This window comes from Salinicoccus roseus (genome assembly GCF_003814515.1).
Lineage (GTDB): Bacteria > Bacillota > Bacilli > Staphylococcales > Salinicoccaceae > Salinicoccus > Salinicoccus roseus.
Genome location: NZ_RKQJ01000002.1, coordinates 220955 through 245621 on the forward strand (window position 1 = coordinate 220955; position 24667 = coordinate 245621).

Below are 24667 nucleotides of genomic sequence, written 5' to 3' on the forward strand. Positions count from 1 at the left end.
AACCCCTCCTTCACCATTCCCTACATTTTGAGAAAGCATTTGCCTAAATACATAAAGGTAGCCTTTTCATTCTATGAACTGATTTCTAAAACCCTAATAGTTCAAAACTTTACCCAAAAAGTTGTAAAGCATCCCCTATGAATTAGAATTGATAAAACGTTGCAAGGGGGTTTTCATGTACTAGAATGGAGATCTTCCCTAACCCCCCGCAGCTCTCTCTTATTGTCAATTCAGAACAACTAGTTTCAATAAATGATGTAATGCATCCCCTGTTGCCTTTTCAAAATCGACAATGACGGAATCATATTTATCTTCTTCTGTTGAGTGGTTAATATAACCAATGTTCTCTATATGGTCACTAACCAACTCTAATTCTTCTTTACTTAACCGAGCAACAACGATTAATCCATCAGATTCATTTAATGTTAATTTGGATTGAATACTGTTCAAACGCAAAATACGGGGATATACCACCTCTTGTTCCGAACATTCTTTTTCAATTCCTTGCTAGTTTGATAAAAAATAGGAGACGTCCAATTCTTCCTCAAGCGATTGGCATAGGATAATACCAATATTCAAGACGTCTCCGTTATTCTCTTTTTCCATCTCTATGCGGCTATGCGGCTTTTTCGCACCGGCTCATACTTTAATTCCTGAGCTATTGTGTTAATACGGTTACGGGTTTCCTCAGTAACTGATAGTGAACTATCACCATTCAATACTCTTGAAATCGCAGAAGTTGATACATTAGCATTTTTTGCTATATCTTTAACCGTCGCCATCTAATTACCTCTTAACTTTACTAAGTATTTACTGACTTCTTCATATAATTCTCCTTTTTCCCATTTTAGTAATCGCTTTCATAATGTATGAAAAAAGGTTAACCGAGTATAAGTTTTGGCAACTAGCCTAATATTTTCTATTACAGCCTAGCATCCAACATTCCTCACCCCCTTAAAATTTAAAAAAGTTATCCCATTTGCTTACTTCTTATACGACTCCCACAACTATCTCGAATGATTAATTTACTTGGAACAGTGATTTTCAAAGGGATTTCCCTTCCCTCAAAACGGTCTAACAGTAATTTCACCGCTATTTTTCCCATTTCTTCTGCAGGAAGTTGGATAGTAGTTAATGGAGTACTTGCAAACTTTGCCATTTCGACATCGTCAATACTTACAATGGCAACATCTCCAGGAACTTTCAGGTCACTTTCTTGTAATGCACTCAGAGCACCGATGGCCATTGGGTCACTGGCAACAATGAATGCCTCTGGAAGCTTTCCCTTTTCTAAAGCCATTTTCATTAATCTATAACCTTCCGTCATGGTAAATTTACCGATATAGACATATTCTTCATCATATAGCCCAGCTTGCTTCATTCGATTTTCGAAAGTAGTTTGCCGATCATCTACAAATGCAATGTTTCCTTCTTTCGAATGCTTCTCTTGTACTCCACCTATATAACCTATTTGCTGATAACCAAGACCAAATAAATGATCCAATAATAGGTCAGTCGCTTTTGTCAATTCAACAACAACAGAATCGTATTTCATTACGTCCGGACTATAATCAATATAAACAATTTTGCTCTCATCAATATTCAAACGAGCAATTTCTTCATCATCTACCTTACCAACTATAATAAGCGCATCCATTTCTTCCCTATTCATCTTGTCTGGATTGAAATGATGATATCTGAATAATTCACTATTAAATAATCCTAGTTCATTACATTTGTTTTCAATCCCGTGTCTTATAGAAAGAAAATAAGGGTCATCTAACTCTTCATCTAATGACTGACAAAGCATAATTCCAATTCTAGGTGTATCACCTTTTTGGGATTGCTTGCTGCGACGTGTTTGTACAGTTTTATAATCCATTTCCTTAGCAATTTGTATAATTCTCATTCGCGTCTCATCTGCCACAGACAAAGTTTCATCTTGATTTAAAACTCTTGATACAGTGGACGAGGAAACTTTTGCTCGGTCAGCAATATCTTTTATCCTTACCATATTATCAAATCCCACCGCTTGGTATTTACTAAATATTTACTAACTATGTTTTCATAATATCAGATGTGTGAAGCGCTTTCAATAACAAATATATAAAATAAATCGAATTTTATAAAAAATCATGCTTATTATCGTATAATTCTTTTATTTTTAGTAAAAGTTTACTTGTGATAAAGGGGTCTTAATAGATTTTTGTAGTCAAACAATAAGAATTTTTATTGAATTATGGAGTTTTTAGTAGGAAGTAAATAGGAGCTAAGGCTAAGGAGAAGGGAATTGGTAAGGAACAAAAACCCATATCAATTATCTAGAGTGATACGGGTTTTAGAAGGATTAAATAATATATTCTACTGTATTGCCATTCATATCATTATAAGTAATGACAGACTTATTCGTATTTAAATCAATTGCAAGCTTACAGAAGTCTTGATCCTTTTCCCAGGAGATACATACTTCATCTTCACGGGATTTTATTGTTTTAAATTGACCGTTAAATGCAGGATGTATATGGTGGATTTTATAATCAACTTAGCCACCTTTGATGCAAAAAACGCCATGTGAATTTCATGTTATATTGAAGTTAACCACAGTTAAGGATATAGGCATGAAAAAAGGAGAAGATCATCTGATCTTCTCCTTTTCCTATATATTATTATACTGTCTGTTCCATCTCTTTAAGTACACCATCGGAAATCTCATAGACGCGGTCACAATACTTCAGCATGCGTTCATCATGGGTGACCATGACTGCAGCCTTGTTCCACTTCTTTGCCCCTTCTGAAATCAGTTCGACGATCCCGAAGGCACGGCTGCTGTCGAGACTTGCCGTCGGCTCATCCACCAGTATGATGTTCGGGTCATTGATGAAAGCACGCGCGATTGCGGTACGCTGGCGTTCCCCACCGGAAAGCTGTGATGGGTATTTCTTGAGCTTATCGCCCAATCCTACCTCTTCCAGAAGCTCTGTTGCGAACTTCCTGTCGGCCCCGGTGATGCGCCCTGCCATCTTCTTCACCACCAGCAGCTGCTGCCTCGATAGGACCTGGTCCGGCCAGGTGACGAAAAAATGCAGCAGCGCCATTTCACGCGGCGGCATGAAGAGTTCCACGCCATTGATCACCAGCCTGTGTTCATCCGGTATGATGGTCATGTTTGCCATCTCGATGATTTCCTCCACTCCGGCCGCATGGACGGACCGCCTAAGGACCGATTTCATCCGTGCAATCAGTTCGTTCGGATCAAACGGCTTCACGACATAGTCATCCGCCCCGATGTCGAGGCCATGGATGATGTCGTAGCTCTCCCCCCTGCCCGTCAGCATGAGGATCGGCACCCTCCGGTCATCCAGCTGGATCGTCCGGCACACTTCCAATCCATCCATCACCTTCGACTGTGGCAAGGAATTCTCAAACTGGCAGTCGATGAGCAATCGAAATGATCTGTCCATCTACTTTGCCGATCCAGGGACACCGTCCCAACGGGGATTGAATGAACATTCCAATGGACTGCTCAGAAAGGATGGACTGCCCAAAGACATGGGTTTCAACACGGTCGATCAGGCTTTCGTCTCATCCGTCGCCGCAAGAAGAAACCACATACCGAGAAAACCATTGGACTACCGTACACCGTTGGAAGTGTTTTTGAGTTACATGGGTGATAAGTAACTGTCTAGCTTATTTTGACAAACGAAATTACAAGAAAAGGATGCCCTTTTTCTATTTATTCATTTACACAAACTATTTTACGCTCTCTATACAATTCAAAATTAAAATAACTCGCATGATTTGATTAGACTTCAATTTTAACTTTCAACTGATTTTTTTTACGAAATGTATTAAAAATAACAGCAACTATAAACCCAACAAGAAATCCTCCAATATGGCCTACAATAGAAATATCAGGTATTACAAAAGTTGATATAACAAAAGATCCGATAATCATTAATAGAAAACTATAATCTTGTTTATAAAATTTATCTGAATAAAATAATATAAAGAAAAAATATATTCCTAAATAACCACTGCCAAAACTAGAACTTCCACTAAGAGGGTAAATCCCATAATGAAACATAGTTATTAGAATTCCTGTAATTAAGGAAATAAATATAGTAACAGCTATAAAGTTAAGACTTCCAAAATATTTTTCTAACGGCCTCCCTAAGAAATAAATCATAGGAAGATTAAGTATTAGATGTAAGACACTCATATGGCCTAAAGAGTAAGTGAAAAGTCTCCAAAGCTCTAATTCTCTAATATTCGAATCAACCAATGCCCCCATTTTTTCAACACTCTGATCATTATAACTACCATAAAAAACCAATGTAATAATACCATTAAACAAAACAAGAAAAATTAATAAAGCCGTAACTTTATAATTTTTCAAAAAATGCTTAAATGAAAGATCAAAAATAAACATGTGTTGTCCTCCTTATAAATACCATTATAGTATAATATGTTAATTTTTTAAATATTCTAACAATAAATTGTATTTTACAACGGCTTATATTATTTTATAATTATATGGTAAATATATATAATATTTTCCAATTATATATACTTGTTATGTAAAGAATAATCATATGATATCCTCTTTGCTTATACCTTCTATCTCCTCACACGCCCTATTGTAGAAACGCGTCACTCCCTTGTCATCGGTGATGTGGATACCATCATAGGAAGAATCGATCAGAGACTGAAACTCTTCATATGTAAAAAGTTTTTTTGTCATAGTGCCCACCCTTTGTACAGAATATTGGTATTTACAAATATACCATGTCTACACTCAAATATGGCAGTAGCCTGGGGAGAAAGACACTCTTCCTCTACCTTCATCATCAAATTCTGCACATGTTAAATTTTCAGATTATTATACCAGCATTAAAGAATTCTGCTATCATGAAATCAAACACACTCGTAAAGGATGTATACCATGTCCAACTATAATGTGAACAACAGTACAGTAAATGCCCTGCTCGGCTGGATTGACGAAGGCATCGTCGCGATTCCTGAAATCCAGCGCCCCTTCGTCTGGAGTGCAACGAAAGTCCGTGATCTCCTGGACTCCCTATATAAGGACTATCCCATCGGCTATATCATCACATGGCAGAACCCCGATGCACGGCTCAAGGACGGCACCGTTTCACACGGGAAGAAGATACTGATCGATGGACAGCAGCGTGTCACTGCCCTTATGGCTGCCATTTCAGGGCATGAAGTGCTGGATGGGAAGTACAAGAAGAAGCGCATCAAAATCGCCTTCCACCCGAAAAAGGAGAAATTCGAAGTCCAGAACTCGGCGATACTGAAAGACAAAAGGTGGATTCCGGATATCGCAGAGATATTCAAACCCACCTTCAGTTCATTCAATTTCATTACGGAGTACTGCAACAATAACCCTGGCATGAATCCTGATGAACTGAACCGGATCATCCAGCGTCTGATCAACATCCGTCATAGTACGCTCGGCATCATAGACTTGAACCATACACTCGACATCAAGATGGTGACGGAAATCTTCATCCGCATCAACTCTACAGGCGTCAGCCTGAGCCAGGCCGATTTCGTCATGTCCAAAATATCGGTGAACAGCCAGCACGACGGACCGATCATCCGCAAGACCATCGACTACTTCTCACACCTCATCGAGCATCCGAACATCTTTGAGAACATCCGTGCGAATGATGCAGAGTTCTCACAGACGGAGGCCTTCAGGAAGATACAGTGGCTCAAGGACTACAACAGTAACATCTATCAGCCAAGTTATTCCGATGTACTGCGGGTCGCCTATACATTCAAGTTCCTGCGCGGCCCCCTCTCCAACCTCGTCAGTCTGTTGTCGGGCAGGGATTTCGAGACACGGGAATTCAAGGATGAAATCATAGAATCATCCTTCACCGACCTGAAGGACGGTGTAATGCAGTTTGTCGATGAAACGAACTTCAAGAGATTCCTCATGATCGTCAAATCAGCCGGCATGATCGATAAGAAGCTCGTCCGATCGATCACCGTGCTGAACTTCGCATATGCCCTATACCTGCTGCTGAGGGAACAGAACTACTCTTCCTCGGACATCAACCACGCCGTCAGGAAATGGATCGTCTCATCCACCTTGACCGAACGGTATTCAAGCTCCATCGAAAGCCGCTTTTCCGCCGACATCAAGCGGTTCGCCAAAGAAAATCCGCGTGATGTCATTCAATCCGTCGAGAAGGGGGAACTCTCCGATGCATTCTGGGAGAACACATTCCTCGAAAATCTGGAAACATCCACATCCAACAGTCCATTCTTCAACCTTTATGTAATGGCGCAGATCTATGACAACGACTACGCATTCCTATCCAAATCCATCAGAGTCCAGCAGCTGATAGAAGAACGGGGAGATGTGCATCATGTGTTCCCGAAGAACTACCTTCAGAAGAACGGTTTCGACCATTACTCTATCTACAACCAGATCGCCAACTACGTATACACTGAGCAGACGGTGAACCTCGCACTCAGCAATCAGCCGCCCGCCCAATACATGGAAACAGTGAAGAAACAGATTGAGAATCAGGAACATGTGATTGGAGAAATATCGAGTGAAGCGGAGCTGGAAGATAATTTGAGGATGAACTGTATCCCCGAATCCATTTTTGAAATGGATGCTGGAGACTTTCAGGAGTTTCTCAAGGAGAGAAGACCGTTGATGATGGAGAAGATACGAAATTATTACAGAACATTATAAATAAAAACATATTAACTATTCAATTTATAGTATCAAAAGATCAGGATGCACAAAATGAATGAAGGAGAATACTGGATAAGTATTTACAGAAAAGAGACTTAGATAAAGAACATGAAGATACTCGAGGTGGATAATATTGAAAAAAAGGCCCTTCACAATTCAAACATATTTTCCAAGTGGTAATACTAGAGGCTATAGAATATCACAAATTCCCACACGTACTGTTCAAGCAATATATATACCAAGATTCGATCTTGATGTAGCAATCGAGAATAGACCAGAACTCAATTATAACGGCATATACTTTTTGTTCGAAGAAGAGGAGCCGGTTATAGATCACAATAGAGCGGCAGCATATATTGGTGAAAGTGAAACTATATACAATCGTTTAAAGCGTCACCATAAAGAAAGAGGAGATTGGTCTGTGGCTGTAGTATTTACGACTACAGGCGAAGAGAATCAACTAACAAAAGCAGACATAAAATACTTAGAGAATTACTGTTATCAAAGAGCGTTAGAAGCGGATCGGTATTCATTGAATCAGAATACACCTACTCAGTCTTTTGTACATGAAGCTAGAGAAGCGGATTTAATGGATATGTATAGTTCTATCGCAGATCTATTATCTTTTTTGGGCTTCCCTATATTTATGCCAAAAATGAATGAAAAAGAGATGAGAGATCAAGACAATTATTATTATATTACTAGCAGAGGATCGGATGCTAAAGCTATATATTCTCAGGATGGGATGACAGTTATAAAAGGGTCAAGAATTGCTTCAAGCTCAACCAAAAGTTTTTCAAATGGCAGATTACTTAATGAGCTAAAGGAAACTAAAATAATCGACGATGAAGGTATATTTGTAAAAGACTATACTTTCACTAAACCTTCTACTGCAGCTTCAATTGTCGCACTCCAACCCGCTAATGGATGGATCATGTGGAAGAGGAAAGACGGGAAGACATTAGATGAGTGCGTGACCCGATATTAGTCTCCTTATTAATGATGAGATCGAAGTTGGTTATAATAAACAGGTTATGTCAGCCAAGATAATAAACGTTGCTAAATAGCATATCTTTAATTTTAAAATTAAATCTAATTAGGAATGGTTAAAAGTAAGTTAAGCATACAGAAAGTGAGGAAGAGAATATGCCAGATATTCATTATTTTCAGCGGTATTCCAGTAAGGAGAATACGGTGACGAATAACACACTGCTTTTGTTCAGCAGATTATATCATCATGATAGCAGAGTTTTCAAAGAGTTCTTAAATCAATTACCTAATGATGAACAGACCATGCCAATAAACTCTACGATAAAGTTTGAACAACAAACAAGTGCGAACCATAGTGTTCCAGATGGAGCAATTACACAGGAAAGCTTTAAAATTGTTATAGAGACAAAGCTATACGGACAAGAAGATATCGACCAGATTATAAAACATACTGATAGTTTTGACGGAGAAAAAAATAAGTATCTGATGCTCATCAATGTTCACCAAATACACGAAGATTATAAAGTAAAGATAAGAAATAAATTAAATGAGAAAGGAACAGACGTTCAACTAATCGACACTGCCTTTGAGGATATAATTACCAGTTTCAGATCAGTTATTAACGAATATGACACAGAAATGAGTATGATTATTGATGACTATGAAGATTACTGTAACGGTGCTAATCTCATTAGCATCGAAGACCGGTTGATGCGTGCACTTCCGGTTGGGGATACATTAGATCACAATTTTAAATACAAACTGTACTACGCACCTGCAAGCAGATCATATAATAGACGCCACAGATATTTAGGGTTATACACAAGAAAAGAAATAAAAGGTGTCGGAAAAATTGAACTCATTGTCGATGCTGACTATTACAAGGAAAGCAAAAAATTCAAATGGGAAGTAGTGGAAGGCAATAAAGATCAATTAACAGATGAAGTCATAGATAATATTGTGCAGTCGATGTTTCATGGAGAAGAAGAATTTGGTTATCAAATTTATAAAGGGCATAGATTTTTTATAGTCCCAGAATTCATTGAAACAAAATTTGAAAAAGTCTCTCCAGGTGGGCTATTGGGAGCCAAATATTTTGATTTGACTGATTATGGATTAGTGAAAGAAGAACTCGATACTCAGTTGATTGCTGAAAAGCTTAAAGAAGAAACATGGAAGTGATTTTATTAGCATACCGTGAATTATAGAGAGAATAGAAATAAAAGAGGTTAAATATAAGTGAGATAGGAGGAAGAGCAATGGAACTTGAAGTGTTTATTGGGGATTTAGAAGACGATTTATTTGATTATGAGAACGGCGATTATAATGGTAATATTCCTAAACGAATTAGTATGTTTTTCCCAAAATCACATAGCACATTTCATTTTATCCTTCAGAAAATTGAAGATAAAGAAATCGAAGGTAAACAAACAGATTGGGGTGCATGGGTAGCACTTTTATACCTTCACGAAATGAAAGATTTATTAAAAGGATTTTATAATGAAGCAGATTTCAAAGTAGTTGAGAAGGAAATGATAAAGTTAGATGCAAATAAAAAATATGCACTCGTAGCTTGTGAAATGATATGAGAGAAAGGTGACTTGAATTGCATATCAAAGAAAACGAAGCAGGCCTTATTTATATAGACGAGGAAATAATCCGAGCAATCTTTAGTTGCGTATATGGTTTGAATGAAAATGACAGTAAAACAAAAAAGCTATTAAAGGACAAGAAATTTAACGATTTCATGCATATGTTGTTACTGATGCAAGAGTATAATTATCAATATCGTTTTTCACAGTTCGAAGAATTATTTCCATTGTTTGAGGAGACAGTCGGCCCCATGGAGCGTAATTCTGAGGGGACAAGTTTTTGGCTTGCTATGGGTCTAGCTTTAAAAGATTTATACGGATTTAGAAATAAAACATTAAAGTCATTGCTGATTAAATTGAAAAACAGCAACTAAATACAATATTATATTAGGAATATGATGACAGTAATATTATCTCCTGAATATCGCCATGGTATTCAGGAGATATTTTCGCATCTATTTGAATAACTTTAGAAGCGTTTGATTTAAATATTGATAAAACTGAAACGCGATAAGTGTAATTTAACGAATAACTTATCTGAGGAAAAACCGCATCATTGAGCGATACGATGATAACCATCATAAGTGATGTGTTTTTACTATATTTGGTATAATAAATAACAGAGTAGGAACTAGGCGATACCACTTCGTAGAATTTATTGGCATTATGCCAGGAGGTGGTAGTTTATGGCTTGTAAAAAAGCAACTCCTTATACAAGGAAAGCTGCAAGGACTCTAGCTACAAAAGGAGCTAGTAAGGCATCCAAGAGTAAAGCTGGAAGAACTCTGGCAAACCATAACAATAGACACCATTAGATGTTAGTTTTAAAAACTGCAACAACACGAAGGAGCCTAGCGCTCCTACTTTTTGTATAATATAAGCAAGATGATTATAAAAATTTGGAGAGTGAAATAATGTCTAAACTAACATTACCGCAATTGGAGTCTCATTTATGGGAATCAGCAAATATACTAAGAGGATCAATCGATTCCTCTGATTATAAAAACTATATTTTTGGGTTGTTGTTTTTAAAACGTTTGAGTGACGTATTTATAGAGACGGCTAAGAAGGTCGAGTGGAAAGAAGGTGACGATTATGCATGGTATGATCGGGATGAACACCAGTTCTTTGTACCTGAAAGAGCTCGTTGGACAGAGATACAAATACAAACTCACGACATCGGTAATACAATCAATAAAGCTTTTGAATCTCTGGAGGAAGAAAACCCTTCCCTAGTCGGTGTGCTTGCCAACATCGATTTCAATGACAAGGAAAAGCTCCCAGATAAATTGTTGCTGCAACTGATCCAGCACTTCTCAAAAATCGATCTCAGCAATGACAATTTATCAGAACCGGACATGCTCGGCCGTGCATACGAGTATCTCATTAAGCAGTTTGCAGATGATGCTGGTAAAAAAGGTGGAGAATTCTATACCCCTTCCAAAGTAGTTGAATTGATAGTCAGTCTGATTAAACCAGAAGAAGGTATGCGAGTATGCGATCCCACGGTTGGTTCAGGCGGTATGCTCATTCAATCAGTAGACTACATCAAATCACAGGGTGGAAACCCGCGTAACTTATCATTGCATGGGCAAGAGAGAAACTTGAATACATGGTCAATATGTAAGATGAACCTACTCCTCCATGGTCTCAGTGACCACCGTATTGAACGCGGAGATACCATACGTGAACCAAAGCTCGTAGGTGATGGTAAAGAGTTACTGTTATACGACAGGGTAATCGCTAATCCGCCTTTCTCACTCAAGAACTGGGGAAGAGAAGAAGCAGAATCAGATGAATATGGTCGTTTTAGATTTGGTATCCCGCCAAAGAATGCTGGTGATTTTGCTTTCGTTCAACATATGGTAGCTACGCTTAATCATGAAGGTAAAGCCGGTGTGGTAATGCCCCACGGCGTATTATTCCGTGGCGGTGCCGAAGGCAAGATCAGAGAAGGTCTTCTAAAAGAGGACATTATTGAAGCAGTCATTGGTCTCCCCTCTTCTTTGTTCTATGGCACTGGTATACCAGCGAGCATCTTGATTTTGAACCGAAATAAGGAAGAAGAACAACGAGGAAAAGTTTTTATATTAGATGGTTCTAAAGATTATCAGGAAGGTAAAAACCAGAATATCCTTCATGATAAAGATATCGAGAAGATAATAAATGCATATGACTCATGGGAAGATATTGAAAAATATTGTCGAGTAGTTGATATCACAGAAATTAAAGAAAATGAATATAACTTAAATATTGCAAGATATATCGATACCACTGAAGAAGAAGAAGAGATTGATCTACAGGCAACACTAAATGATTTGCATAAATTAGAACAAGATAGAGAACTAATTGAAGATAAAATGTATGGCTATCTCAAGGAGCTGGGGTACGAATGAACATGGAACCGATGCCCATGATAGAGTGGGAAAAAGCATTAGATATTCAAGGTGGGACACAGCCTCCAAGATCTGAATTTATAAATCATCCTCAAAATGGTTACATCAGATTAATACAGATTAGGGATTTTGATTCTGATAAGCATAAAGTATATGTTCCTTTTACAAATAAATTAAAAACATGCCAGAAAGAAGATATATTTATAGCTAGGTATGGAGCATCTACTGGTAGAATTTTAACTGGTTTACAAGGTGCTTATAATGTAGCGTTAGCAAAGATTATAAAAAAAGATAAAAAGATAGATAATAAATTTTTGTACTATTTTCTACAATCCTATATATTCCAAAACTATTTAAAGCGGGTTTCTTCACGATCTGCACAAAGTGGGTTTAATAAAAATGATTTAGCTTCAGTAGCTGTTCCTAAACCTTCTTTCTTAGAACAGCAAAAAATCGCATCTATCCTCTCTTCTGTAGATGAAGCAATTGAAAAAACTCAAGCGATTGTAAAACAAACAAGAAAAGTACGTAAAGGAATAATTCGTGAGCTCCTTAACGAAGGTATCGATAATACAAAATTCAAAGATACACCAGTTGGAAATATTCCAATCAGTTGGAGTTATAAGAAATTAAGCGAAGTGACTGAAATTATTAACGGCGGAACACCAAGTAGAAGTAATAATGAATACTGGGAAAATGGAAATATACCATGGGCAACTCCCACAGATATTACAAAACAGAAGAGTAAGTACATTAAAAAGACCAACTCATATATTAATAATCAAGGTTTAGATAATAGTTCAGCGACTTTATTACCTATAGGAGCGGTTCTCATGACAAGTAGAGCAACTATCGGAGAAAGAAGTATAAATACTGTTCCTATGGCAACTAACCAAGGTTTCAAATCATTTATATGTAAAAATGATGAACTGTTAAATGAGTTCCTCTATTACTTAATAGAGATTTTAAAAGATAGATTTAAATCTCTGTCAAGTGGCAGTACATTTTTAGAAATTTCAAAGAGCGAGATGGAATCATTTTTAATTCAAGTTCCACCTATTGAGGAGCAAAAAGAAATATGCAAACGGATTAGTAGTTTAGACACTAAAATTCAGATCGAACAACAACAAATACAAAAATTATCTAAAATAAAAAATGGTCTCATGCAACAACTCTTAACCGGAAAAGTCCGTGTGCCATTAAATGAGAATGAGGAGGTCCCACAATGAGCGAAGCACAAGCTCACAATGAAGAGACGTTAGTAGAATATCGAATGATTAACCAACTTCAGAAGCTTGGCTACGACTATGTGCATGGAGGGGAACTGAATCACGAACGCACTTCAACAACTGAAGTGGTTTTAAACAAGCGCTTAACAGAGTCTGTTAAGCGCTTGAACCCGTGGATCAGTGAGAATAACTTAAATAAAGTCGTCCATAATATCGCTCGTATGGACGCAGCGAGTCTAATGGAGGCCAACCAACGCTTTCATGAATACCTCGTCAATAAATTATCTATAGTACAAGACGTGGGCGATGGCCGTAAAAACCAAACGGTAACATTGATTGACTTCGCTAATATTGAGAATAATGACTTCATCATCACGAACCAACTGGGCATCACACATGCAACTGGTACCATCTATCCGGATATCATGGTGTACGTCAACGGTCTGCCTTTGGTGGTAATTGAGTGTAAAAGTCCGGAACTGCCACCGGACATGCAGTTGGGACAAGCAATTAGGCAACTTTTAAGGTACCAGGATGTTAACGAAAAGCTTTTTTATTACAATCAGTTTTTAATCTCTACTAGCAACGATCGGGCTAAGGTGGGGACGATTGGCGCTCAAGCAAGGCACTATAGTACGTGGAAAGAGCCCTATCCTCTATCAGTAGAGGACATTGGTGAGAACGCTTCACCACAGGATATCCTTACTGCTGGCATATTAGATAAAGCGCGCCTGTTTGATATGATTCAAAACTTCATCGTCTACGAAAAGGAAGACGGTCGGGTAATCAAAAAGATGGGGCGCTACCAGCAATACCGGGCTGTCAATAAGGCAGTGGCGCGTATTCAAATGGGCGATCACCCGCAGGCCCGGGGCGGTGTCGTTTGGGCGACCCAAGGCTCCGGCAAGTCACTGGCCATGGTCTTCTTATCCATGAAGCTGCGGCGTCTCAAGGCTTTGAAAAATCCAGTGATTGTGGTGGTCACAGACAGGCAGGACTTGGACCGGCAAATCACCTCAACTTTCAAAGACAGTGGCTTTCCGAATCCACAACAGGCGGAATCGGTCGAACAGTTGAAGTCCCTCTTACAACAGGGACCGGGGACTACCGTCATGACACTCGTACAGAAGTTCCAGACAAATGAGGATGAAGAATATCCACTACTGACAGCGGATGAAAATGTCATTGTTCTAGTCGACGAATCTCACCGCACACAATACAGTTCCCTGGCACTAAATATGCGTACCGGTTTGCCCAATGCGACCTATATCGGGTTTACAGGGACCCCGATTGATAAGGAAGATAAAAGTACCATCCGAACATTCGGCAGTTATATTGATAAATATTCAATCGAAAAAGCCGTCGAAGATGGCGCCACCGTACCGATATTTTATGAAGCACGCCTCGTGGATTTACATGTGCAGGGAGAGTCAATCGACACCCTATTTAATCGTTTCTTCAGAGAATATTCCGATGAAGACAAAGAACGGATTAAGCAAAAATATGTCACCGAACAAGCGCTGACGGAATCTCATAAGAGAATCCGATCCATCGTCTTGGATATGATCGAGCATTACGAGAAACATATCGAGCCAAATGGATTTAAAGCACAAGTAGTGACGGTGTCCCGACAAGCGGCAGTCACTTATAAAAAGTTTCTGGATGCACTCAGTGACTATGAATCTGCGGTGATTATTTCCCCGAAGCATAATGATGAGCCAGAAATGCAACAGTACGCTTTGTCTTCTACTGAGGAAAAGGAAATGATTGAGCGATTTAAAAAACCATTGGATGAAGATCCGCTGGCTTTCATCATCGTGTGTGATAAATTGATTACCGGGTTTGATGCCCCGATTGAACAAGTCATGTACTTGGATAAACCGTTGAAGGAACACAACCTGCTGCAAGCGATTGCGAGAACGAACCGGACTTATGAATATAAGACCCATGGTTTGATCGTGGACTACTACGGTGTTTCACGATTTTTAGAAAAGGCACTGGGAATCTTTCATGATGATGATGTCAAAGGTGCAATGTTCCATGTCGATGAAGAAATTCCACGGTTACAGTCCCGACACCGTCGGGTGATGCAGTTTTTTGACGGCATTCCCCGTAATGATTTGGAGGCGCATATTAGAGTATTGGAACCTGAAGACAAAAGAAACACTTTTGATACCGCATTCAAGAAGTTTTCAGAGAGCATGGACACGATCATGCCCAGTCCAAAAGCCAAGCCCTTCATCGATGACTTAAAATGGCTGGGGAAAGTCAGAAAGCATGCGAAATCCCGCTACTATATCGATGATGGCACAATGGACATTTCTGATACTGGGGGCAAGGTTCGAGAATTGATAGAAGAATATGTGTATGCGACATCTCCCAAAATATTATTCGAACCGGTAAGCATTCTCTCAAATCAGTTTGATGAAAAGTTGGATGCCATTAAGGAGCCGGAAGCCAAAGCAGCTGAAATGGAGCATGCCATTAAACATGAGATTCGGATCAAATTTGACGAGAACCCTGTTAAATATACCTCTTTAAAAGAACGGCTAGAATTATTGATTGAGCAGCGTAAGGAAAGACAGTTGGAATTTGAGGAACTGTTTGAAAAGTACCATGAGATGCGGGAAGAAATGATGAATCTGAATCAGGAGAGTCAGTCCTACGGCTTAAAAGATTCAAAACAGTTACCGTTTTATCAACTGTTGGAAAAACAGGCACCGGAAGGTATAGAACAAGAGAAGATCAGAGATTTGACGGAATTAATTACTGATATCATCCAAGATAACGCAGTGATTGATTGGTCTGAGAAAGACGATGTGAAGCGTAATATGCGCAAGCAGTTGAAAAAGCAATTAAGAGCCAGTACAATTCCGAATAAGCAAGTGGAGTCCGTAGCAAGAGAATTAGTCCAGTTGGGTGAAAGACACTATAGTATGAAATAAATAAAGATATAACCGGATTGGTTATATCTTTATTTTTGTATGTTATGAAGTTGTCTGTATTGGAGTCTATGCAACTCCATGCCATGAACACGCAGCCACTCTTTGGACGCTTTATAATGCGGGAGTGTATGGCGTACGATCCGCCAGAATCGCTCATTATGCTCCATTTCAATCAAGTGTGCGAGTTCATGGACAAGCACATAGTCGATGACCCTTACAGGGGCCATAACAAGGCGCCAGTTTAAATAGATGTCTCCATTCTGGGTACAAGTCCCCCACCGTTTGAGCTGAGATTTCAGTGTTAGTGAGCGTGGTACCACATTCATCATCTCTTGATAAATATTTGAACGTTCCATTATTTTCTTCGTGCCATGTGTTTTATACCAGGCCATCATCTCTTGTTCCAACTGGTACTGTACTTCTTCTTGAGACCATTGCTTGGGCACTCTGGCGATGAATCGCCCTTGTTGAAACTGGATGAAAGCGCCTTTTGTGTTTTCTCGGTAAATTTTTAACCGATAATTACGGCCTAGGTACGACAGTTTTTCCCCACTGACAAATTCCGTTGGTTGCACTGTATGTTTAACTTCATTCAATTCTTCAATCTTTCGCATAATCCAGGAGGCTTTCTTAACCAGTACCTGATTTAGTTTTTGTTCATCCATACTTGCCGGTGCATAGACTTCTACACCATTAATCAAATTGACTGTGATTTTAAGGTCATTACGTACCTCACTGTAAATACTATAATAAATCTCTGTGGATCCATATTGTATGATTGGCATAATGTACCTACTTTCAATATCTTACTCTTATAGCATTATACCAAAAATACATCTATGTATTAGTAGAACAAAAATTAAGGGGATTAGCTTTGTATGATTCTAAACTAAATATGATCATCTCGGATTAGTTTCTCCAAGTCCCTCTACCGGCATTGGTGTTAAATCAATAACGGCGGAGGTCAGAAAGGATGCTAGCAATATCCGATATCCAATGTATCAAATACTTGAGAAACGCCAAAGGTTTATCTATATCAAAAATTCAAAAAATGTTAATCATCAATTGGTAGACAGCTAAGAAATATACAGATGAAGATCTATTACCGCTAGCTAGAGCAGCAAGAAAGAAAATCGAAATGAGGTACGAAAAGAAATGGAGAAGATTATTTTCTCCACAGAAGTGGAAACATTATCTTTGATGAATTCATGACAGCACCAGGATGGAATGGAGAAATACACTGTTTGCAAGAAAATGTTGAACTCTCCTTCAGGTTCAAACTCTTGCAACCATACCAATTTTACTCTCCACTTTAGTGTCAGGCATATGAGCCAACTTTAATTCCAGCATTTCAAAGTTTGTCTTCTCATCCATCGTTTGCATCCAACTCCTCTAACATCAAATTTTCATTTCTTCCCTCAATTCGTGCTCATTCATTCTCATCATACTTTTAAATTCATGGTAGTTTTCTGTCTCTATAGGTACTCTCAGCCCCAGCTTCGTTACAGTAATTTTTTGATCCCGCTTCATACTTTCTTTCTTCGAGCCAAAGTTGAGACCTTTTAAAAGTTCCATGGGGCGCTTTGAAGGCCTTTCATTTTCCATAATTGAGTATGGGTAGATATAGTAGCCCTTAGTTGAGTCAAACCGATACATATAAGATAAGATTTGATGATAATCTACCCCAGAAATGTTGCGGCTCGGTTTATACTTCGCGTCCGCGATTATTCTATCTTTACTGTTTTTTGATATGAAGTCAGGGTAGATTTTTCCCGCGCCACCGGAGAAGAGATAATTAGTTCCCGTCCCTTCTGTATTGTTAGGATGGTGGAATACATCACCTATTACCGTATTCACATATTCCTCAAACAACCACGCCCCATCGAGAACAACACCATAAAATTTTTCTTTACTGTTGCTTGTGAACAGCATACTTTGACTTTCAAGTATGGCGATGCATATTTTCTGTAGCTGCTCATACTCTTTATAGTAAGCGTGTTTCACTATATTCCGCTTATTAAGATCAATCAGTTTGGCCGTTGACCCTTTTGCTGAAGAAGCAATACTTTCAATGATTTTTATATTTTCATGCGTAATGTGTGATTCATTCAAAATGCGATGATACTGTTTATGTCGTTTTATAAATTGGATTGTATGATGTACAAGCTGAATCACTGGATTATTAAAACTGAATTCTCTATTTGTGAAGGCAATATCTCCAGTAAAAGGAATATTATTTTTAATATGTCGGGCGACATCAATTTTGCCCTTGAGGGCACTGTTATTGTGACGCTTCGTTCGATACTCTTTATAGATCCCTTTCGCCAATGCTTGATTCAAAATACTGGGGAACAGAAGTACCAATAAATCCAAGAAACCCTGATTGGGCTTCATAGTACTGGAATAGTCCAACGGTGTAATACCATAGACTTTACTCAACATATATTGAAGGAAATAGTTATCTTCACTATCGTCAAATCTACTGACGATACTGACTGCATCTTTGCCATTACTGAAGAATCCCAGAAGGTTTGATGTCACCACTTTATCCTGCGTTGTCTCAATTACCTTTCTATCATCATCTGCATACGCCTCATTATCTTCTGGAAAAATAAGCATGTCCGATCTTGTCAGATCCCCCATTGTTTTGTTCTGCAAATATTGGAAGACAGTGTTTCCAAGACAGCTTTCCTCCAACCCTGTTCGGGAGTTATCCTTAAGGATTAAATGTTGTCCGTCCATGCTACTCATCCTGTTCATCGAGATAGTAGGCTTGCTTAAGACGATATAAATGTTCCTCTGCATCCAGGTGGTTTCTTAAATACTCTTTCAGCAGTGGCTCAAGGAACTCCTCCCACAACACTTCGAAGTCATAACCGACATCATTCAATTTCAAAAAGTAGCTTGGACCTATATGGTAACTCTTATCCAATCCAGGAATATTTTCTATCCCTTCGTTCATCCTTGTAAGTCGATCCTCGACATCATCAATCGTCACCCGCGTTTCATCGAGTTGTTTCAACATACTCAGGCTGTCTTTCACCTTGATTTCTATGAACCTGAACCGTCTTCGCATCGCAAAGTCGAAGCTCTCCACACTTCTATCAATGTCATTCATCGTACCAATGATGTAGACATTCTCAGGCACATAAAACTTCTCGGGGAATGGGTACTCTGCCCCAGAATGCAACGCATGATATTGGGTCATGACAGCACCTTTTTCTCCCCTATATCCAGGGTCGAGGGAGAAAAAGAGCTCGCCAAATATCTTAGATATTTCTCCTCTATTAATCTCATCGATGATAAAGACATATTTCTTCCCACTCGCTTCTGCATAATCCTGAAGTTTATGGTTTTCTTTCATGTATTTAAGGACAGCTTTCATATAGTTATCATATGCATTGGAAGGACGCCCTTGCTTCCCTCTATACACGTTATATAAATTCCATTTAGTTAAAGTGCCTGCACTGATATCTTTAAAACGTAATGAATCTTTTGAAGATAACTGGAAAGTAAGTGTACTTCTCTCTGTAAGAGTCGGTATAGATACCTCCTCTTTTTCTCTCATTTCTTCAAGCATGAGCTCCCATGACTCATCAAAGTTATCCGAGCCTGCCTGATTCCTCCGTGCTTTATCACAAAACTTCATAAAGGTTCCCGGCATCAGTTCAAAGCCCACTTGATTGTTCCCATATTGTTTCGTCCGAAGCCCTTCTACGAAGTCCGTATAGTCGTAGCTTGGATGAAACTGGACGAATTCCATCTGATCATCATTATTTTCAGTAATCTGTTTGGCCAGTTCCAACGCCATATAAGACTTTCCAGTTCCGGGAGGCCCATGAAGAATAATGTTTTTCGAACTTAACAGTCGCTCTTTAAACTCTACTGTATTACTCTCGGCTCCTGATTCCTGAGTAAAATCGTTATACAGCATAATCATATTTCTAAGCATATCTTCGTAATCTTGTTCATTTTCCAAGCTCAGGCCGTCTTCAGCAACATCCCAACTTTTATAATATGATTCAAGACCCCCTCTATGCGGCTCTGGTAGAGGCTTATCCACTTTGGAGTACGACTGTTTTGTCGACAGGAAGAAAGCCTTCTTTCCCCACTGCACTGCCTGCCAATCATAGAAGAGACTCATCCACCAGATATTTACGTACGGATAGGTATTCAATGAATTATTACCATGCGCAAAAGACCGCCTCACTTTGTACTTTCCTTCCGAAACGGTAATTGGTTTCCTTGTTCCTCCAACAACAAAATTATTTAGAGTCTTTCCACGACTATCTGTCGACGTTTTTCCGATTGATTTATTGCAGACTTCCAAGAAACTATCCACATACTCTTTGAAAGACCGGATATCTTTTTCGGAGAGTGTTATATCTTTTAACATGTTAATCTGCCTCACTTATCTATATAATGATAATATCTTATATTGGTTTTTAACGACTATAGATTATTCAGTTAAACACAATAATATATCTCCCTAATTTTTTAAGAGCTCTATCTCATCCCATGACTATAGTTCACCTTTTCCATTGCTAAATATTCCCTTAATGCAAAAGGTTCATTGCGTTTTTCTCGAGAAATTGAACGGTATAAACTCTCTTCCTCCGTACCATCCATTACACAATGTACTTCGGCAATATGCTTTGCTCGAGAAACAGCTATATAAAATAGTTTCTTACCATTATCATTCCACAAAGATTCTTCATTGATATCTACAATAATGACAATGTCACTTTCATTTCCTTTGAATTTTCTTGCTGTAGTAAAAAGTAGATGTCCTTCTTTTTTATAGCCACTCACTTTGTATTTTCCTATATTAAATGATGCGGCTTTTAAGTTTTTTTCATTGCATAATATTCCGCTAGGGTCATTGCTAGATTTAATTGTAAGTAAGACAATATCACTTAAAGAAATCCCTTGTTCAATATAGTAGTCCAACTGAGTTTCCAAAGTCTTTTTTAGCTCATCCTCAGTTCGATTTATATGCCATTTTGGTCTTTGACCACTCACTTTTATACTTGGCTTTCTTATATTTTCCCCAACGATTTTACAACATGCTTCTGCTATTTCGATTGTATTCCGGCAATTACTATGCAATACGTATCGGTTGTGAAATTTATCCAACCACTCTTCCGACATATTATTATGAGTCTTTTGATGTATGTCATAAAATGCATAAAAATGTCCGTTTGATTTTTTCTGTATGTTATATAGCATTTCTAATATGCCTTTTGTATAGTCTTGCGCTTCATCAATAATTAAATCATCATAATCCCATTCTAATTTGCCTTGCAATATATCATTCAAAAGTTCCATCTGCCTAGTCCAATGAAATTCACCTGACTTCAAATAACGGTATGCTAAACCGAGGTCATAAATATTCATAACATCAATGTTGCTGGAATATTTTTGTAATGATATCTTCATATAATCTTTAATCATTCTATTAAAGCAAAGGACAAGCACTTTACGGCTTTCAGATAGACGTTTCGCCTTTTCCAAGGCGATAACAGTCTTCCCAGACCCAGCCATTCCTTCAATTACTGCATTCTTTTGTTTTTCAAGAAAGTCCAATACCTTGATCTGCTCTTGTGTCATCTTTCTAAATGAGAATTCATTCTCTTTAATGCGCTCACTCAATATAGGTATTGCATCACAAGAAGGAGCAATCTCATTTATAACAGAATTCTTTGTTTCCTTTACTAAATCTTTGTCCTTGGGAATCCGTCCATTATGGTAATCAAAGTGGTTATCTAGCGATTCAGAAAGGGTTTCTAAATCCTCTTTAAATAATATACGTCCTCTATAAAAAAGTGGAAGCTTCCCATGCATATCTACACTACGCACTGAAGTAAAGAAAGCTACTGATGTACATGAGTACTCTATGCGACTTCCAAGATTATCTTTTAAATGTTTTATTAAAGAGTACTTGGCAGGCGCAATTTGTTTTAAAGGATCAATTGAAACATAATTCTCTTTATTTCTAGATGAATCATCATACTCAAGATACTGTTTTTGAAATATCCCATTATCCCTAAACCTTATTTCCCCATGCTTAACCTCGATACATATAATCCCCTTTTGAGGATGAAAAACTATGAAATCAATTTCTTTGTCTACAGGATAACCTTTATTTGTACGTGCACGTCCTAAAACATTAACTGAATGAAATATGACATATTCATCACTTAATTGTTTTTTTAACTCATTATAGAGCAAACGTTCTCCTCTACTACGATTAAACTCCTCACTTCGACGATAGCTAGGTACCATAATTGCCATGCTGTCACCTCGTATATAACGTTAAGAATATTCTAACATAATTGTATGTACACCCCTTAGACTAAAAAACACGAAACCACTAAGTAGGTTTCGTGTCTGTATCTACTCCGCAAACATCTTCATGACACCGCCGGCAACTGCCAGGTCGAAGTACCCTGCACCCACACATTTGTAGAGGGTGATCTCAGCGTCATCCTGCCTGAGGTAGTCCTGCTCGAATATATCGACGAGTGCGCCTTTGATGTCGTCCCAGCTGATGATGCCGGCATCCACCGCATGGATCAGCTCACCGGCCTCCTCCTTGACGGATTCGAGGTCGTCGGCATAGATCTGGTTTGCTCTTTTGATTGTCGTTTCGTCCATTTCCTTCATTACAGGCTTGAAGGAGCCGACGCCGTTGATATGTGTGCCGGGCTTCAGGTCATTACCGTCGAATACCGGTTCTGTGGACTGGGTGGCACAGTTGAGGATGTCGCTCTGTGTGACGACATCCGATGCATTGTCCACGACTTCGATGTCGGCCTTGATGCCGAATGCCTCGAGCCTTTCCTTGAACGCTTCTGCTTTCTCCTTCGTACGGTTAAAGAGTACGATCCTTCCGATATCCCGTACTTCAATGACACCCAGCACCTGCTCGAAGGCCATGTTGCCCGTACCGATGGCACCGAGCGTCTTGGCATCCTTACGTGCCAGCCTTTCCGTCGCGATGGCGGTCATGGCACCGGTGCGGAGGCGTGTCAGGTATGAGGCATCCATCGTCGCCTTGTGCTCACCCTTCGTCAGATCCGTGACAAGCAGGTTCCCCTGCGTCGTCGGGAGGTCTTTATTCACAGGAAAGATGGAGACGGTCTTGATGATGGAGATCTTCGATGCCGTGCTGATGCATGGCATATACAGCATCGAGCTGTTGTCATCCACCGGAAGTACGGTGCGGGGCGCCTGGATGATCGCGTCATCCTTCAAGTCCTGCAGGACGCTTTTGACGTCCGCTATGGCGTGGTGCATGTGGTACTCTTTTTCAATCTGTTCATCGGTCAGTGTAATCATGGAATTTTCCTCCGCTTCTCATTCGCCTTTTCGGCGTATCACTCCTCCCAATGATATAACCTCCAGAATATTGCGTCAAATGCGCTCCCAATGCTTTTTATTTCGCCCATGACTGATATAATACCTTTATGATTACATATGAAAGGGAGCGATGATTTTGGATATAAAGGATTTTGTCGATACATATTATGTGGAGCGCAAGAATACGAACTCCACGAAGTGGGATCTTCTCGAGGAGCGGTTCGGAGATCCGGACCTGCTGCCGATCTGGGTCGCCGACATGGAATTCAAGGCGCCGGACAGCGTGATCAGCGCACTCACCGAGCGTGTCCAGCACGGTGCATACGGTTATTCATTCATCCCGGACGAATATTACGCGACATACTCCAAATGGATGGAGGACAGCTTCGGCTACAAGGTGGATAAGGAGTGGTGCCGCCCGGCAACAGGCGTCGTATCCGCACTCTACTGGTTCATGAACTGCTACACGGAGGAAGGGGATGCGGTCATCATCACACCGCCCGTCTACTACCCGTTCTTCAATGTCATCCGGGACCTCGACCGCACGCTCGTGACGGCGGATATGACGGAAAATGATGGCCGCTTCGAGCTCGACTTCGACCTGTTCGAACAGAAGATTGAAGAGAATGATGTGAAGCTCTTCATCCTATGCTCGCCGCACAATCCGGCCGGCCGTGTATGGACGGAGTCGGAGCTCGAGCGCATGCTCGCAATCTGTGAGAAGCATGATGTCCTCGTCATTGCCGATGAGATCCACCAGGACTTCGCCTACGGGGAACACAAGCATACACCGGCAACGACAATCGCCGCCGGCAAGTACACCGACCGCATCGTGCTTGTGAACGCCGCTTCCAAAACATTCAACCTGCCCGGCCTGCTCCATGCCAACATCGTCATCGAGAACGACGCACTGCGCAAGCAGTTCGACGACTATGCCGGCCAGCACATCAAGAGTGAGAAGAACATCCTCGGCCACCTTGCTACACAGGCTGCCTACGAGGATGGTGGCGAATGGCTCGAGGGGCTGGAGAATGTCATCCTGTCGAACTACGCCTACGTGCGGGAGACGCTCGGGGTGCATATACCGGAAGCGAAAGTGATGAAGCTCGAAGGGACATACCTGCCGATGATCGACCTGCGCGGCTTCCTCGCCCCTGAAGACACCAAGGAATTCATCCAGGAGAAGTGCAGGCTCGCCGTAGACTATGGAGAGTGGTTCGGGGAAGGCTATGAAGGCTACATCCGCCTGAACCTCGCGACGCATCCGAAGTTCGTCAAAGAGGCTGTCGACCGCATGGTCGAGGAATACAAGAAACTCTAACAAGAAAAAGAGCTGGTGAGTTAGAATCCTAATTTAAAGCATTTTATTATGCTTTTATATCTAAAAATACGATATAATAGTTAGTAGTGACGC

General features: G+C 39.7%; 20 protein-coding genes and 1 pseudogene. 10 read left to right on the plus strand and 11 right to left on the minus strand.

From position 1 onward, the window contains the following. Positions 1 to 225: 225 nt before the first annotated feature. The 4 genes from EDC33_RS08145 to EDC33_RS08160 form a co-directional block, all read right to left on the minus strand. On the minus strand, positions 226 to 456 hold the full coding sequence (locus tag EDC33_RS08145) for a type 1 periplasmic-binding domain-containing protein (RefSeq protein ID WP_124010799.1): 231 nt from the start codon (positions 454 to 456) through the stop codon (positions 226 to 228). Positions 457 to 608: 152 nt separating this feature from the next. Next, the gene (locus EDC33_RS08150) at positions 609 to 782 is read right to left on the minus strand and encodes a LacI family DNA-binding transcriptional regulator (protein WP_124010800.1); all 174 of its coding nucleotides are present in this window, start codon (positions 780 to 782) and stop codon (positions 609 to 611) included. A gap of 188 nt (positions 783 to 970) precedes the next feature. Next, on the minus strand, positions 971 to 2014 hold the full coding sequence (locus EDC33_RS08155; RefSeq protein ID WP_124010801.1) for a LacI family DNA-binding transcriptional regulator: 1044 nt from the start codon (positions 2012 to 2014) through the stop codon (positions 971 to 973). 652 nt (positions 2015 to 2666) lie between these two features. Then, on the minus strand, positions 2667 to 3461 hold the full coding sequence (locus EDC33_RS08160) for a response regulator (RefSeq protein ID WP_229716700.1): 795 nt from the start codon (positions 3459 to 3461) through the stop codon (positions 2667 to 2669). Between EDC33_RS08160 and EDC33_RS08165 the strand changes: the two are divergent. Next, positions 3391 to 3678 (plus strand): annotated as a pseudogene (locus EDC33_RS08165) (IS30 family transposase); the annotation flags it as partial. The gene EDC33_RS08160 and the pseudogene EDC33_RS08165 sit on opposite strands and share 71 nt — an antisense overlap. A 124-nt stretch (positions 3679 to 3802) precedes the next feature. Here EDC33_RS08165 and EDC33_RS08170 read toward each other — a convergent pair. Next, positions 3803 to 4429, minus strand: coding sequence for a rhomboid family intramembrane serine protease (locus tag EDC33_RS08170; RefSeq protein ID WP_124010802.1), 627 nt, complete (start codon positions 4427 to 4429; stop codon positions 3803 to 3805). A 159-nt stretch (positions 4430 to 4588) separates the two neighbouring features. Next, a complete protein-coding gene (locus tag EDC33_RS08175) occupies positions 4589 to 4741 on the minus strand; it encodes a PAS domain S-box protein (RefSeq protein ID WP_124010803.1) in 153 nt (50 codons plus the stop codon). 201 nt (positions 4742 to 4942) lie between these two features. On the opposite strand from EDC33_RS08175, the gene EDC33_RS08180 reads away from it, so the two are divergent. The 8 genes from EDC33_RS08180 to EDC33_RS08215 all read left to right on the plus strand — a co-directional run bounded on the left by EDC33_RS08180 (position 4943) and on the right by EDC33_RS08215 (position 15891). After that, positions 4943 to 6736: a GmrSD restriction endonuclease domain-containing protein gene (locus EDC33_RS08180; protein ID WP_124010804.1), complete on the plus strand. Its 1794-nt coding sequence runs from the start codon at positions 4943 to 4945 to the stop codon at positions 6734 to 6736. Between the two features lie 136 nt (positions 6737 to 6872). After that, positions 6873 to 7727 carry a GIY-YIG nuclease family protein gene (locus EDC33_RS08185; RefSeq protein ID WP_124010805.1) on the plus strand — a complete coding sequence of 285 codons (855 nt, stop codon included), beginning with the start codon at positions 6873 to 6875 and terminating at the stop codon, positions 7725 to 7727. A gap of 206 nt (positions 7728 to 7933) precedes the next feature. After that, on the plus strand, positions 7934 to 8911 hold the full coding sequence (locus EDC33_RS08190; protein WP_124010806.1) for a hypothetical protein: 978 nt from the start codon (positions 7934 to 7936) through the stop codon (positions 8909 to 8911). Positions 8912 to 8988: 77 nt separating this feature from the next. Continuing rightward, on the plus strand, positions 8989 to 9318 hold the full coding sequence (locus EDC33_RS08195) for a hypothetical protein (RefSeq protein ID WP_124010807.1): 330 nt from the start codon (positions 8989 to 8991) through the stop codon (positions 9316 to 9318). Positions 9319 to 9335: 17 nt separating this feature from the next. Continuing rightward, a complete protein-coding gene (locus tag EDC33_RS08200; RefSeq protein WP_124010808.1) occupies positions 9336 to 9695 on the plus strand; it encodes a hypothetical protein in 360 nt (119 codons plus the stop codon). Between the two features lie 540 nt (positions 9696 to 10235). Then, positions 10236 to 11717 (plus strand): type I restriction-modification system subunit M, encoded by a 1482-nt coding sequence (locus EDC33_RS08205; RefSeq protein WP_124010809.1) that lies wholly within the window; start codon positions 10236 to 10238, stop codon positions 11715 to 11717. Beyond that, the gene (locus tag EDC33_RS08210; protein WP_124010810.1) at positions 11714 to 12946 is read left to right on the plus strand and encodes a restriction endonuclease subunit S; all 1233 of its coding nucleotides are present in this window, start codon (positions 11714 to 11716) and stop codon (positions 12944 to 12946) included. The genes EDC33_RS08205 and EDC33_RS08210 overlap by 4 nt, the downstream gene beginning before the upstream one ends. Further along, entirely contained in the window at positions 12943 to 15891 is a 2949-nt protein-coding gene (locus tag EDC33_RS08215; protein ID WP_124010811.1) for a type I restriction endonuclease subunit R, read from the plus strand. Before EDC33_RS08210 ends, EDC33_RS08215 begins: the two co-directional genes overlap by 4 nt. A 29-nt stretch (positions 15892 to 15920) precedes the next feature. Here EDC33_RS08215 and EDC33_RS08220 read toward each other — a convergent pair whose 3' ends face one another. From EDC33_RS08220 to EDC33_RS08240, 5 genes are all read right to left on the minus strand, one after another. Beyond that, positions 15921 to 16676 (minus strand): M48 family metallopeptidase, encoded by a 756-nt coding sequence (locus EDC33_RS08220; protein ID WP_124010812.1) that lies wholly within the window; start codon positions 16674 to 16676, stop codon positions 15921 to 15923. Between the two features lie 613 nt (positions 16677 to 17289). After that, positions 17290 to 18633, minus strand: coding sequence for an McrC family protein (locus tag EDC33_RS08225; protein ID WP_170156384.1), 1344 nt, complete (start codon positions 18631 to 18633; stop codon positions 17290 to 17292). A gap of 1 nt (position 18634) precedes the next feature. Then, positions 18635 to 20287, minus strand: a complete 1653-nt coding sequence (locus EDC33_RS12790) for an McrB family protein (RefSeq protein ID WP_124010814.1) — start codon at positions 20285 to 20287, stop codon at positions 18635 to 18637. Positions 20288 to 20397: 110 nt separating this feature from the next. Next, positions 20398 to 22185 carry an NERD domain-containing protein gene (locus EDC33_RS08235; RefSeq protein WP_124010815.1) on the minus strand — a complete coding sequence of 596 codons (1788 nt, stop codon included), beginning with the start codon at positions 22183 to 22185 and terminating at the stop codon, positions 20398 to 20400. A gap of 102 nt (positions 22186 to 22287) precedes the next feature. After that, positions 22288 to 23232, minus strand: coding sequence for an ornithine cyclodeaminase family protein (locus EDC33_RS08240; protein WP_124010816.1), 945 nt, complete (start codon positions 23230 to 23232; stop codon positions 22288 to 22290). A gap of 151 nt (positions 23233 to 23383) precedes the next feature. On the opposite strand from EDC33_RS08240, the gene EDC33_RS08245 reads away from it, so the two are divergent. Further along, positions 23384 to 24574 (plus strand): MalY/PatB family protein, encoded by a 1191-nt coding sequence (locus EDC33_RS08245; RefSeq protein WP_229716699.1) that lies wholly within the window; start codon positions 23384 to 23386, stop codon positions 24572 to 24574. Positions 24575 to 24667 lie beyond the last annotated feature (93 nt).